Origin of the sequence: Luteimonas yanweni (assembly GCF_039548475.1) — a bacterium.
Classification (GTDB): Bacteria; Pseudomonadota; Gammaproteobacteria; order Xanthomonadales; family Xanthomonadaceae; genus Luteimonas.
In genome coordinates this window covers 221,319-234,677 of record NZ_JBCLVC010000013.1, presented here as the reverse complement: position 1 = coordinate 234,677, position 13,359 = coordinate 221,319, and the positions used below count along the sequence as shown (strand labels likewise).

9 protein-coding genes are annotated in these 13,359 nt (G+C 70.6%); 6 read left to right on the top strand and 3 right to left on the bottom strand.

The features are described from left to right. Window positions 1-171: 171 nt before the first annotated feature. Window positions 172-2,937, bottom strand: coding sequence for a DNA polymerase I (polA, locus tag WCE39_RS09485; RefSeq protein ID WP_343276438.1), 2,766 nt, complete (start codon window positions 2,935-2,937; stop codon window positions 172-174). 74 nt (window positions 2,938-3,011) lie between these two features. On the opposite strand from polA, the gene WCE39_RS09480 reads away from it, so the two are divergent. The 4 genes from WCE39_RS09480 (at window position 3,012) to WCE39_RS09465 (ending at window position 5,004) form a co-directional block, all read left to right on the top strand. Continuing rightward, window positions 3,012-3,311, top strand: coding sequence for a DUF2782 domain-containing protein (locus WCE39_RS09480; protein WP_343276437.1), 300 nt, complete (start codon window positions 3,012-3,014; stop codon window positions 3,309-3,311). Then, window positions 3,302-4,012: a DUF502 domain-containing protein gene (locus WCE39_RS09475; protein WP_343276436.1), complete on the top strand. Its 711-nt coding sequence runs from the start codon at window positions 3,302-3,304 to the stop codon at window positions 4,010-4,012. The genes WCE39_RS09480 and WCE39_RS09475 overlap by 10 nt, the downstream gene beginning before the upstream one ends. A 71-nt stretch (window positions 4,013-4,083) precedes the next feature. Continuing rightward, the gene (locus tag WCE39_RS09470; RefSeq protein WP_343276435.1) at window positions 4,084-4,659 is read left to right on the top strand and encodes a manganese efflux pump MntP; all 576 of its coding nucleotides are present in this window, start codon (window positions 4,084-4,086) and stop codon (window positions 4,657-4,659) included. Between the two features lie 99 nt (window positions 4,660-4,758). Further along, complete coding sequence (locus tag WCE39_RS09465) at window positions 4,759-5,004, top strand: hypothetical protein (protein WP_343276434.1); 246 nt, start codon at window positions 4,759-4,761, stop codon at window positions 5,002-5,004. Window positions 5,005-5,031: 27 nt separating this feature from the next. On the opposite strand, the gene uvrD is transcribed toward WCE39_RS09465, so the two are convergent. Continuing rightward, window positions 5,032-7,212: a DNA helicase II gene (gene uvrD, locus WCE39_RS09460; protein ID WP_343276433.1), complete on the bottom strand. Its 2,181-nt coding sequence runs from the start codon at window positions 7,210-7,212 to the stop codon at window positions 5,032-5,034. 9 nt (window positions 7,213-7,221) lie between these two features. After that, entirely contained in the window at window positions 7,222-9,831 is a 2,610-nt protein-coding gene (locus tag WCE39_RS09455; RefSeq protein ID WP_343276432.1) for a bifunctional diguanylate cyclase/phosphodiesterase, read from the bottom strand. Between the two features lie 272 nt (window positions 9,832-10,103). Between WCE39_RS09455 and WCE39_RS09450 the strand changes: the two genes are divergently transcribed. Continuing rightward, the gene (locus WCE39_RS09450) at window positions 10,104-10,805 is read left to right on the top strand and encodes a glutathione S-transferase N-terminal domain-containing protein (RefSeq protein ID WP_343276431.1); all 702 of its coding nucleotides are present in this window, start codon (window positions 10,104-10,106) and stop codon (window positions 10,803-10,805) included. Between the two features lie 258 nt (window positions 10,806-11,063). Beyond that, window positions 11,064-13,319 carry a S9 family peptidase gene (locus WCE39_RS09445; RefSeq protein ID WP_343276430.1) on the top strand — a complete coding sequence of 752 codons (2,256 nt, stop codon included), beginning with the start codon at window positions 11,064-11,066 and terminating at the stop codon, window positions 13,317-13,319. Window positions 13,320-13,359 lie beyond the last annotated feature (40 nt).

Below are 13,359 nucleotides of genomic sequence, written 5' to 3'. Positions count from 1 at the left end.
TTCGTTCCGGTGATCAACTCCAGGGGAGGGGAGGTGATCTGCGACAGACCTTGCATCTGTCACGGGCTATATGACCACTCCGCACATGGATGGTTCGTGAAGATAAGGGTTAAGTTTTTGTTGGATTCAGCTAGCGTTTACCGGCGGCCCGCGGGCGGTTTCCTGAACGGGTCAATGGGCCTGTTCCCAGTTGTCGCCGACCCCGCTGTCGACCACCAGCGGGACCCTCAGGCTGGCGGCGCCGGTCATGCGGGCGACCACGTCGGAAAGCAGGGTGTCGACGAAACCGGCATCGGCTTCGAACACCAGTTCGTCGTGCACCTGCAGGATCATCCGTGCGCGGTCGCGATGCGGCGTGAGCCATTCGTCCACCGACACCATCGCGCGCTTGATGATGTCGGCGGCGGTGCCCTGCATCGGCGCGTTGATCGCGGCGCGCTCGGCGCCGGCGCGCTGCGGCTGGGTGCCGCGGCTGATGTATTCGAGGTACAGGCGGCGGCCGAAGACGGTTTCGACATAGCCCTGCTCGCGCGCCTGCACGCGGGTGCGTTCCATGAAGTCGCGTACGCCCGGATAGCGCGAGAAGTACAGCGCGATGTAGTCCTGCGCCTCGGCGCGGCCGATCCCCAGGTTGCGCGCCAGGCCGAAGGCGCCCATGCCGTACATCAGGCCGAAGTTGATCGCCTTGGCGGCGCGGCGCTCGTCGCCGCTGACCTCATCGATCCTGCGGCCGAAGACCTCGGCCGCGGTGGCGCGGTGGATGTCGGCGCCGGCCTCGAACGCGGCCACGAGCCCGGCGTCGCCGGACAGGTGCGCCATGATCCGCAGCTCGATCTGCGAGTAGTCGCAGGCCACGATCTTGCGCCCCGGCGGCGCCACGAACGCGGTGCGGATGCGGCGGCCGTCCTCGGTGCGGATCGGGATGTTCTGCAGGTTGGGATCGCTCGACGCCAGGCGGCCGGTGGCGGCCCCGGCCTGCTGGTAGCTGGTGTGCAGGCGGCCGGTATCCGGGTTGACCATCTCCGGCAGCTTGTCGGTGTAGGTGCCGCGCAGCTTGGCCAGGCTGCGGTAGTCCAGGATCACGCGCGGCAGTTCGTGCAGGTCGGCGATGGCTTCCAGCGCCTCTTCGTTGGCGGAAGGCTGCCCCTTGGGCGTCTTCACCAGCATCGGCAGCTTGAGCTCGTCGTACAGCAGGGCGCAGACCTGTTTGGGCGAATCGAGGTTGAAGGTGCGGCCGGCAAGCCCGGTGGCGCGCTGCTGCAGCTCCAGCATGCGCCGGCCCAGCCCCGCCCCCTGGGCGCGCAGCCCGTCGGCGTCCAGCAGCACGCCGTTGGCCTCCACGCGCGCGAGCACCTGCACCAGCGGCATTTCGATGTCGCGGTACACGGCGGCTAGCGATGGCTCGGCGTCCAGCCGCGCCGACAGCACGCGGTGCAGGCGCAGGGTGATGTCGGCGTCCTCGGCGGCATAGGCGGTGGCGTCGTCGAGTGCGACCTGCGAGAACGGGATCTGCTTGGCGCCCTTCCCGGCCACGTCGGTGTACGCGATGGTCTGGTAGCCCAGCTCGCGCCGGGCCATCGAATCCATGTCGTGGCGCGCACGCCCGGCGTCGAGCACGAAGCTCTCCAGCAGCGTGTCCTCGGCGTATCCGGCCACGTCGATGCCGTGGCGGCGCAGCACGTGCAGGTCGTACTTGCCGTTCTGGCCGACCTTGCGCACCGCGGCGTCTTCAAGCAGCGGGCGCAGCCTGTCCAGCGCCTGGCCGCGGTCGAGCTGCGCCGGTGCACCGGGATAATCGTGCCCCAGGGGAAGGTAGGCGGCCTGGCCGGGTTCGCAGCTGAAGCTGATGCCCACCAGGTTGGCGCGCAGCGCGTCGAGGGAATCAGTTTCTGTGTCGAGCGCGAACAGCCCCGCGGCGCGCAGGCGCGTGATCCAGGCTTCCAGCGATTCGATGTCCAGGACCAGGTCGTGGCTGCCGGGCGCGGCCAGTGCCGGATCCAGCGCGGCGTCGCCCGCGGTCGGCGCCGGGGCGACGAAGCCGCTGCCCGCGCGCGGCATCGCGGCGCGCGCCGGGACCACGCCGCTGGCGTTGCCGCCATCCAGCTCCTTCAGGGCCTGCACGAAGCCGTAGCGCTGGTACAGCGCGCGCAATGTGTCGGCGTCCGGCGCACGCAGCGCGAGGTCGGCCGGGCCCACGTCCAGCGCGACGTCGGTGCGGATGGTCGCAAGCGTGCGGCTCAGCGGCAGCCGGTCGAGCGCGGCGCGCAGGTTGTCGCCGACCTTGCCCTTGATCTCCGCGGCCGAGGCGATCACGCCGTCGAGGCTGTCGTAGGCCGCCAGCCACTTCGCCGCGGTCTTCGGACCGCATTTCTCGACCCCCGGGATGTTGTCGACGCTGTCGCCCATCAGCGCCAGCAGGTCGATGATCTGGTCCGGCCGCACGCCGAACTTTGCGAATACCGCCTCGTCGGAGTCGGTGCGGGTGCCGCTCATGGTGTTCACCAGGGCCACGCCCGGACGCACCAGCTGGGCGAAGTCCTTGTCGCCGGTGGAGATGGTGACGTTCATGCCTTGGCCTACCGCCGCCAGCGCCAGGGTGCCGATGACGTCGTCGGCCTCGACCCCGCCCACGCGCAGGATCGGGATGCCCAGCGCCTCGACCACGTCGCACATCGGCTGCACCTGCGTGCGCAGGTCGTCGGGCATCGGCGGACGGTTGGCCTTGTACAGCGGATAGATATCGTCGCGGAAGGTCTTGCCGGGCGCGTCGACCACGAAGGCGAGGTAGTCGGGCTGCTCCTTCAGCGTCGCCCGCAGCATGTTGACCACGCCGAACAGCGCGCCGGTGGGCTCGCCATCGGCATTGGTCAGCGGCGGCAGCGCGTGGAAGGCGCGATACAGGTAGGAGGAACCATCGATCAGCACGAGTCGCGTCATGCCGCGGATTCTACGTGTCCACGGCTTCGCCCGCGCCGCTGGCGCATAATCGTGGCCAGCCCCGGGAGATCGCCATGAACCGTTCCGCAGCCGCCTTCGCCACCGTGCTCGCCGCCAGCCTCATGCTCGGCGCCTGCGCCACGAACGGCATGCCCGCCGATGAAATCCCGGCCGATGCGGTGGAAGCCACCCGCACCGAGGCCAACGGCGACGTGGTCACCGAGTACCGCGTCGACGGCCGACTGCGCGCGCTCAAGGTCGTGCCCTCGCGCGGCGCGCCGTACTACCTGTTCGACCGCAATGGCGACGGCGTCGTCGACAGCGAACGCGACGGCGTGTCGCCGGTGTACTTCAAACTGTTCGAATGGAACTGATCACCCCGCCGCACCACGGCCGGGGACAGGATCCTGCACCGCCCGACCCGTCCAGGCGCCTGCCGCCGCTGGTCGCCACCTGGCTGACCGGCCTGCTTGCGGTGCTGCCGCTGGTGCTCACCCTGGTGCTGCTGGGCTGGGCGGTGGGCATCGTCAATCGCGCGCTGGGCCCCAGCAGCCTGTTCGGACGCTCGTTCACGGTGTTCGGCGACTGGTTCGCCGCCCATCCCGTGGTCGCCTGGTTGCTCGGCACCCTGCTGACCATCGCCGCGATCTACCTGCTGGGCCTGCTGGTGCAGTCGCGGCTCAAGGCGCCGTTCAAGGCGCTGCTCGACAACACCATGCGCCGCATCCCCCTGGTCGGCAGCGTGTACGCGCTGGCCGAACGCTTCGTCTCCGTGATCGGCGACCGCCAGCAGGCCGATATCGCCGCCATGAGCCCGGTGTGGTGTTTCTTCGGCGGCGACGGCGTGGCGGTGCTGGGCCTGCTGCCCAACCCGGAACCGGTGCAGCTCGACGGCCGCACCTACCTGACGGTGCTGGTGCCCACCGCGCCGATCCCGGTCGGCGGCGGCCTGCTGTACGTGCCCGCGGACTGGGTGAAGCCCGCCGATTTCGGCATCGACACCCTGACCAGCGTCTACCTGTCGATGGGCATCACTTTGCCGCGTGGTAAAATTCCGGGTGCCGCTGGGGAGTAACCGGCTTCCGTCCCCGGAAGCGCCCGCGTCAACATACGCGGCAACACACGTGCCGTGGTGCTGGACCCCACATGCATCCTCTTTCGATCCTCATGCTCGGCATCGCGATGTCGACCGATGCCTTTGCCGCGGCCGTCGGCAAGGGTGCGGCGATGCGTACGCCGCGCCTGCGCGACGCGCTGCGCGCCGGGCTGATCTTCGGCGTCATCGAAGGCCTGACGCCGCTGGCAGGCTGGGCGCTGGGCACCGCGGCGGCGCCCTACGTGACCACCTGGGACCACTGGATCGCGTTCACCGTGCTCACCCTGCTGGGCCTGCGCATGGCCTGGGTGGGGCTGCGCGACGACGGCGACGACGCACCCTTGGGCGCACGGAGCCGCCATGGCTTCTGGGCGCTGGCCGCCACCGGCTTCGCGACCAGCATCGACGCCATGGCGGTGGGCGTCGGCCTGGCCTTCCTCGACGTCAATATCATCGCCGTGGCGGCCACCATCGGCCTGACCACCCTGGTGATGGTGACCCTCGGCATCCTGCTCGGGCGCGCTCTGGGCGCGCTCGCGGGCAAGCGCGCCGAGGCCGGCGGCGGCGTGCTGCTGATGGTGATCGGCGCCTGGATCCTGTTCGAGCACCTCAGCGGCGCCGCGTGAGCCCGGCCGCCACGCCCCCCGGGTACGCGCGCAGGCCTGTTCACGTCTTGTCCAAAGGCGTGGCGGCACCATGGTCCGGTCTGGAACACGGAAACACCCATGTACGGTCGCGAGCGCCGACGCCCGCCAACATCCGATCCCGCCGAGCTGCGCAGGGGCCTGACGCCGGCGCAGCTCAAGGCGCTGGAAACGCTGGAGCACTTCAGGTGGACGCTGCGCTTCGTGCGCCGGCCGCTGTTCCTGGACCCGATCCCGGTGGTTTTCGATCGCGGCGGCAAGCGCTGGGCGGTGCTCGAGGCCAACGGCGAGCTCAACGAGTCGCCGGGCTTCGAGTTGCGCGACTAGGCGGCGCCGCGGCCCCGCTGGAACCAGTCAGACCGCCTGCAGCTTGGCGTAGGCCAGCACCAGCCACTTGCTGCCGGCATCATCGAAATTGACCTGTACGCGCGCATGCGCGCCCGCCCCTTCGATGTCGGTGACCACGCCGTTGCCGAAGCTCGCGTGCACCACCTCCTGGCCCACCGCGATGCCTGGCGTCTCTTCCATCGCCGCGTGCCCGTAGTCGCGTCGCGGTGCCGGCGCGTAGCGCGGCCGCGAGACCTGCACCTTCGGCCGCACCTCGTTGAGCAGCGCCGGCGGGATCTCGCGCAGGAAGCGCGAGGGCATGCCGTACATGTCCTGTCCGTGCAGGCGCCGGGTCTCGGCGTGGCTCAGCACCAGCTTCTGCCGGGCGCGGGTGATGCCGACGTAGGCCAGCCGGCGCTCTTCCTCCAGCCGCCCGCTTTCCTCGATCGAGCGCGCGTTCGGGAACAGGCCCTCCTCCAGCCCGGCCAGGAACACCAGCGGGAACTCCAGGCCCTTGGCGCTGTGCAGGGTCATCAGCTGCACGCCGTCCTCGCCGGCCTGGGCCTGGCCCTCGCCGGCCTCCAGCGCGGCGTAGGCAAGGAAGGCGACCAGCTCCGACAGCGCCGCTGATTCGTCATCCTCGCCGCGGACGAAGCGCGAAGCGACCGAGACCAGTTCGTCGAGGTTGTCGACGCGCGAGTCCAGGCTGCCCTTCGATTCGCGCGCGTAGTGCTCGCGCAGCCCCGACCGCAGCAGCACGTGGTCGATCTTGTCCTTCAACGGCAGGTCGCCCAGCTCGTCCTCGATCGCGTCGATCAGCGCATGGAAGGCGGCCAGCGCGTTGCGCGCGCGGCCGGCCAAGCCGGCGCCCTGCGCGCAGCGCAGCGACGCCTCCCACAGCGAGACGGCGTCGGCGCGGGCGCGCATGCGCACCTCGTCCAGCGTGCGCCCGCCGATGCCGCGGGTGGGCGTGTTGACCGCCCGCTCGAAGGCCGCGTCATCGTCGCGATTGGCGACCAGGCGCAGGTAGGCCAGGGTGTCCTTGACCTCGGCGCGCTCGAAGAAGCGCACGCCGCCGTAGACGCGGTACGGGACCTGCGCCTGCAGCAGCTTCTCTTCGATGATCCGCGACTGCGCGTTGCTGCGGTAAAGCACCGCGCAGTCGCCGTGGCTGCCGCCGTCGCGCACCCATTCGCGCACGCGGCCGACGATGTAGTCGGCCTCGTCGATCTCGTTGTAGGCGGCGAACAGGTCGATCGGATCGCCCTGGCCGCTGTCGGTCCACAGGCGCTTGCCCATGCGCCCGGGGTTGTGCGCGATCACCGCGTTGGCGGCGTCGAGGATCGCGGCGGTGGAGCGGTAGTTCTGCTCCAGCCGGATCGTCCGCGCGCCGGGGAAGTCCTGCAGGAAGCGCTGCACGTTCTCGACCTTGGCACCGCGCCAGCCGTAGATCGCCTGGTCGTCGTCGCCGACCACGAACACCTGGCCGGTCTCACCGGCAAGCAGGCGGATGAAGCCGTACTGGGTGGCGTTGGTGTCCTGGAACTCGTCGACCAGCAGGTGCGCGAAGCGCTGCCGGTAGTGCGCCAGCAGCACCGGCGTGTCGCGCAGCAGCTCGTGCGCGCGCAGCAGGATCTCGGCGAAGTCGACCAGGCCGGCGCGGTCGCAGCGCTCCTGGTATAGCGCATAGGCCTTGAGCATCACCGATGACCATTCGTCCTGGCCGTCCTGGATATGCGGCGGGCGCCGACCCTCGTCCTTCTGCGCGTTGATCCACCAGGCGATCTGCCGGGGCGGGAAGCGGGCTTCGTCGAGCTCCAGCTGCTGCACCACGCGCTTGACCAGGCGCAGCTGGTCGTCGGAATCCAGGATCTGGAAGGCCTCCGGCAGCCTCGCGTCCTGCCAGTGCAGGCGCAGCAGGCGGTGGGCCAGGCCGTGGAAGGTGCCGATCCACAGCCCGCGGGCACCGTTGCGCAGCAGCGCGTCGGCGCGGTGGCGCATCTCGGCCGCGGCCTTGTTGGTGAATGTGACCGCGAAGATGCCGTGCACGGGAACCCCGAACACCTCGTTCATCCAGGCGATGCGGTGGGTGAGCACACGGGTCTTGCCGGAGCCGGCGCCGGCCAGGACCAGATAGTGGCCGGGGGGCGCGGACACGGCCTCGCGCTGGGCGTCGTTCAGCCCGTCGAGCAGGTGGGAAACATCCATGCCCGCATGTTACGCCAGCCCCGGGGCCTGCCCCACGGCCTTGCCGCGGGCCAGGCCCTGCAGGCGCTCGAGCACGGAGTCGAAGTCTTCCGGGCGCGCAAGCAGGTAGCCCTGGAACGCGTCGCAGCCGCGCTGGTGCAGCCATTTCTGCTGGTGCCGGGCTTCCACGCCTTCGGCGATGACGCCCAGGCCCAGGCCCTTGGCCATGCGCAGGATGGCTTCGCAGATCGCTTCGCTTTCCGGGTCGCGCCCCAGGTCGCGGACGAAGGACTGGTCCAGCTTCAGACGCTGGACCGGCAGGTCCTTGAGATAGGCCATGCTGGAATAGCCGGTGCCGAAGTCGTCGATGGCGAGCGAGGCGCCCAGCTCGCTGAGCGCCTTCATGGCCGCGCGGGCCTCGTCCGGGTTGTCCAGCAGCACGCTCTCGGTCAGTTCCAGCTCGAGCCTGCCGCGCGGCAACGCGAATTCCGCGAGCAGCTCCCGGACATCCTGCACCAGCCCCTCCTGGAACTGCAGCGCCGACACATTCACCCCGATCCGCAGCGCGCCCCAGCCACAGGCGTCAAGCAGGCGCCACTGCCTCATCGCCTCGCGCAGCACCCAACGGCCAAGCGGGAGCACGAGGCCGGAGTCCTCGCAGACGTCCATGAAGGCCCCCGGCGCAAGGAGGCCGCGATACGGGTGCCGCCAGCGCACCAGGGCCTCCAGGCCGCAGGGGTGGTCTTCGCCATCGAACTGCAGCTGGAAGGCCAGCTCGAACTCTTCGCGCTCAAGCGCGTCGTGCAGCTCCTTGACCAGCAGCAGGCGGTCGCCCGCGCGGGAGTCGAACTCGTTCCGGTAGCCCACGCTGCGGTTGCGCCCCAGGCGCTTGGCGCGGGCACCGGCCTGGCTGGCCGCCCGCAGCAAAGTGGTGCCATCGACACCGTCACCCGGAAAGCAGCTGTAGCCCAGGCTGGGCGTCACGTGCACTGCCGCGCCTCGCACGTCCACGGCACCCGCCACCGCCAGGCGCAACGCTTCGACGCGCGCCGGCACCACGCCGCCGGGCGCGACGGGTAGCAGGATGCCGAACTCGTCCCCGCCCAGGCGCGCAACGGTGGCCCCGGCGCCCGCCGCGGCCTCGAGCCGGCGCGCGACCGAGATCAGCAGCTCGTCGCCCACGCCGTGGCCAAGGCTGTCGTTGACCAGCTGGAAGCGGTCGAGGTCGACGTGGCAGACCGCGAACCGACCACCGGCATCGGCGACTGCCCGGTCGATGCACCCGATCAGCAGGTCGCGGTTGGCCAGGCCGGTCAGCAGGTCGTGGCTGGCGCGGAAGGCCATTTCCTCGGCGGCGCGCTTGCGCAGGGTGACGTCGTCGATGATGCCCACCAGGCTCACCGCGGCGCCGTCGACGTCCATCACCGCGGCCAGCCGGATCTCCAGGTCGCGTTCGTCCAGGGGGTCGCGACGGTCGACGACTTCGACGCGGGCGTCGCTGCGGCGCCCCAGGGCATCGCGTAGTTGGTGGATGTCCGCCGGGTCGAGCAGCGCTCTGACCGAGGAGCGCACGGCGGCCGGTGGATCCCCCGGATCCACGCCGGTCAGGCGGGTGAATGCGGCATTGGCGTACACCAGCTGATTGCGCGGCGCTTCCAGGATGAACGTGCCCTGGTCCGAGGTTTCGATCGCTCGCCGCATGACCCGCATGTGTTCGCGCAGGTGGCCGACCGCGTCCTGGCTGGCGGCAACACTGCGCCGCATCCGGATCTCGCGCAGTGCCGCGCGGCGCAGGAACCACATGCCGACAAGCCAGGCCGCGGTCAGCAGCAGCATGCCGGATGCGAGCGTGGCCACGAACGCCCGCCAGCCACCGTACAGCGCGTCCGGCGTCATCCCCACGGTGGCGACCAGTGGCCGGTCGTCGATGCGGCGATAGGCGACCATCCGCTCCAACCCATCGAGGCGGCTGCGCGAATTCTTGAGTCCGCGGTCGACGGAGGCCGCGGCTTCCAGGACCGGCGAGGTGCGCGCATCGAGACCCGCATGCCGGGTGCCGGTGTCCGAGCGCGCGATGAGCACGCCGTCGCCGTCAAGCAGCGACGACACGCCGTCGCGACCGACCTCATGCTCCTGCAGCACTTCGGTGAAGGCCTCGGCCTCAAGGTCGGCGCGCAGCCACTGCGTGCGGGGGACATCGTCCACGGACAGGTGGAAGGGCATCGCCAGCGGCAGGACCCAGCGGCCCTCGGCATCCGGCCCGCCGGGCCCGAACTGCAGTCGGTAGGGTTCGAATCCGGTCGTGGCCGCGAAGGCCGGGGGCTCCGCTTCCACGCGAAGGCCGAGCACGTGGCTGTGGCCGAGGGCGATCCGCGCGATCGCCCCTTCCATGAACGCAGGCGTCGCCCGCGGCGCAGCGCCCTCCAACGCCTCGAGGCCGACGGCCAGCCCGTGCAGGGCGCGCTCGATGCTGCGGATCTGCTGCCCGGTCTGACGGGCATGGCTGTCCACCAGGGCCTGCAGGTAGCGCGCGCCCGCCTCGCGGCGCACGCGGAGATCGTTCCAGGCCACGGCCATCGAGGCCAGCAGCACGCACAGCATCAGGATGCCGCCAAACCACCAGGCCCGGCGGAAGCGCACGACTCCCGCATCCGCGCCGTCACCGCCGCGGCCACTCTTCCCGGGCGTCCCTCGCCCATTGTCCTGGGGTTCCACTTCCATCGGTCGATGTTGCCCGTCTGCGTCAACATGCGGCAGCTGCAGCCTAACCCGCGCCGGAGCCGGCGTGCCAACGCGCTTCACCGATCCGCGCACGGCGTGCCGCACCCGGCGACGCTGCGTTGCACGTGGCAACGCCCTGGCCTCCGCGACGCGGGCCTAGACTTGGGGCCCCCACCTTCGCGGAGCCCCGGATGATCGACCTCCACTACTGGCCCACCCCCAACGGCCACAAGGTCACCCTGTTCCTGGAGGAAGCGGGCCTCGACTACCGCATCCACCCGGTCGACATCGGCAAGGGCGCGCAGTTCGAGCCGGACTTCCTGGCGATCTCGCCCAACAACAAGATGCCGGCCATCGTCGACCACGCCCCCGCCGACGGCGGCGCGCCGCTGAGCGTGTTCGAGTCCGGCGCGATCCTGCTCTACCTGGCCGAAAAGACCGGCCGCTTCCTGCCCGCCGATCCGCGCGGCCGCATCGAGGCGCTGGAGTGGCTGTTCTGGCAGATGGCGGGCCTGGGGCCGATGACCGGCCAGTACGGCCACTTCAACGTCTACGCGCCCGAGAAGATTCCCTACGCCATCGAGCGCTACACGAAGGAGGCCGGGCGCCTGCTGGGCGTGCTCGACAGGCGCCTGGCCGGCCGCGCCTTCATCACCGGCGACGACTACGGCATCGCCGACATGGCGGCCTATCCGTGGATCAACGTGTACGCCAGCGCGCCGCTGGACATGCAGCCTTTTCCGGAGGTGCAGCGCTGGCAGGCGGCGATCGCCGCCCGCCCCGCCACGCAGCGTGCCTATGCGCTGTCGACGCAGGTGAATCCCGACGCCGGCAAGCCGATGAGCGATGCGCAGAAGGCCGTGCTGTTCGGCCAGGGCACCCGCCCGGCCTGAACCGCCTGTGGGAGCGGCCAAAAGCCGCGATCTACCGCCCCGGTTCTGTGGGAGCGGCTATCGCCGCGATCCCGCACAGTCGATCGCGGCTATAGCCGCTCCCACAGAGTCGCTCCCACAAAGGAACTGCTGCAAAGGAACTGCCACAGAGTTGCTCCGACAGAGTCGCCAGCGCAGAGGAGCTCCCGGCCGGGTCGCGGGCACGGCTCCGGGGGCTGCGGCATCATGGGGCATTCGACCGCCTCCCCGGACCGCCACATGCGCCTGTTCCTGGCCACCGCACTCATGACCCTTGCCCTCCCGACAGCCCACGCCGCCACTCCCGACACCCCGCCCGCGAAGCCGCTCACCCTCGAGGCGATCACCGGCGACGCGGCGCTGTCGGGACCGACGCTGCTGCGGCCCAAGGTGGCGCCCGACGGATCGAAGGTCACCTTCCTGCGCGGCCGCGAGGACGACCGCAACCGCCTCGACCTCTGGGCCTACGACGTCGCCAGCGGGACCACTGCGATGCTGGTGGATTCGGCCGTGGTGCTGCCCGGCGACGAGGTGCTGAGCGACGAGGAGAAAGCGCGCCGCGAACGCCAGCGCATCGCCGCGCTGTCGGGCATCGTGGACTACCACTGGGCGCCGGATTCGCAGCGCCTGCTGTTCCCGCTCGGCGGAGAGCTTTATCTCTACGACCTGTCGCAGGCGGATGGCGACGCGGTGCGGAAGCTGACCTCCGGCGGCGGCTTCGCCACCGATCCCAAGGTCTCGCCCAAGGGCGGCTACGTCAGCTTCATCCGCAGCCGCAACCTGTGGGTGGTCGACCTGGCCGGCGGCGACGAGGTGCAGCTCACCCGCGACGGCGGCGGCGCGATCGGCAACGGCGTGGCCGAGTTCGTCGCCGACGAGGAGATGGCGCGCCACACCGGCTACTGGTGGGCCCCGGACGATTCCGCCATCGCCTACGCCCGCATCGACGAGTCGCCCGTGCCGATGCAGAAGCGCTACGAGGTCTATCCCGACCGCACCGAGGTGGTCGAGCAGCGCTATCCCTCGGCCGGAGACGACAATGTCCGCGTCGAACTGTTCGTCGCCCGCCCGGGCCGACCGGACGAAGCCCCGGTGCGCGTCGACCTCGGTCCGGAGCAGGACATCTACCTGGCCCGCGTCGACTGGCGCGACCCGCAGCGGCTGACGTTCCAGCGCCAGTCGCGCGAGCAGCAGCGCCTGGACCTCATCGAGGTCGAACTGGCCGGTGGCCGCCAACGCACCCTGCTGACCGAGACGTCGGACACCTGGGTCCCGCTGCACGACAACCTGCGCTTCCTTGCCGACGGCCGCTTCCTGTGGTCGTCCGAACGTGACGGTTTCGAGCACCTGTACATCGCCAGCGCCGACGGCGCGGACCTGCGCCAGCTGACCCGCGGCGACTGGCCGGTGGACGCGCTGGAGACGGTCGACGAGGCCAAGGGCCTGGCCTACTTCACCGCGGGCCGCGAATCGGCCACGCAACGCGCGCTGTATTCGGTCCCGCTGGACGGCGGGGATATCGTCGGACTCACGTCCATCCCGGGCATGCACGCGATCACCTTCGCCGGCAATGCCAGCGTCTACGTCGACAGCTGGTCGAACACGCGCACGCCGCCGCAGCTGGAACTCTACCGCGCCGACGGCAGCCGCATCGCCGCGCTGGTGGAGAACGATCCCCGCAACCCGGGCCATCCCTACGCCGGCCACCTGGGCGCACACCTGCCCACGGAATTCGGCACGCTCACCGCGGCCGACGGCAGCACCCCGCTGCAGTACAGCCTGATCAGGCCCGCCGGCTTCGACCCGGCCGAGCGCCATCCGGTCGTGGCCTACGTGTACGGCGGCCCGGCCGCGCAGACCGTGCTCGACGCCTGGCCCGGCCGCGCCGACGCCTTCTTCAACCAGTACCTGGCGCAGCAGGGCTACCTGGTGTTCTCGCTCGACAACCGCGGCACGCCGCGGCGCGGGCGGGAGTTCGGCGGCTCGCTGTACGGCAGGCAGGGCACGGTCGAGGTCGAGGACCAGCGCGCGGGTGTCGCGTGGCTGCGCGCGCAGCCCTGGGTCGACGGGGGCCGCATCGGGGTGCATGGCTGGTCGAACGGCGGCTACATGACGCTGATGCTGCTCGGCCAGGCACCCGACGACTTCCGATGCGGCATCGCCGGCGCGCCGGTGGCCGATTGGGCGCTGTACGACACCCACTACACCGAGCGCTACATGGGCCTGCCCAAGGCCAACGTCGACGGCTACCGCACGGCCAGCGTGTTCACCCATCTCGACGGCATCCGCGACGACGCCCTGCTGCTCATCCACGGCATGGCCGACGACAACGTGCTCTTCAGCAACGCCACCGCGCTGATGTCGCGGCTGCAGGCGGCGGGAACGCGCTTCGAGCTGATGACCTACCCGGGCGCCAAGCACGGGCTGCGCGGCGCGGATGCGCTGCACAGGTATCGCCTGTCGGAGCGCTTCTTCGCAGGCTGCCTGGGCGACTGAGCCCGCGCGCCCTTGCCACGGCACTGCCACGGCCATGGCT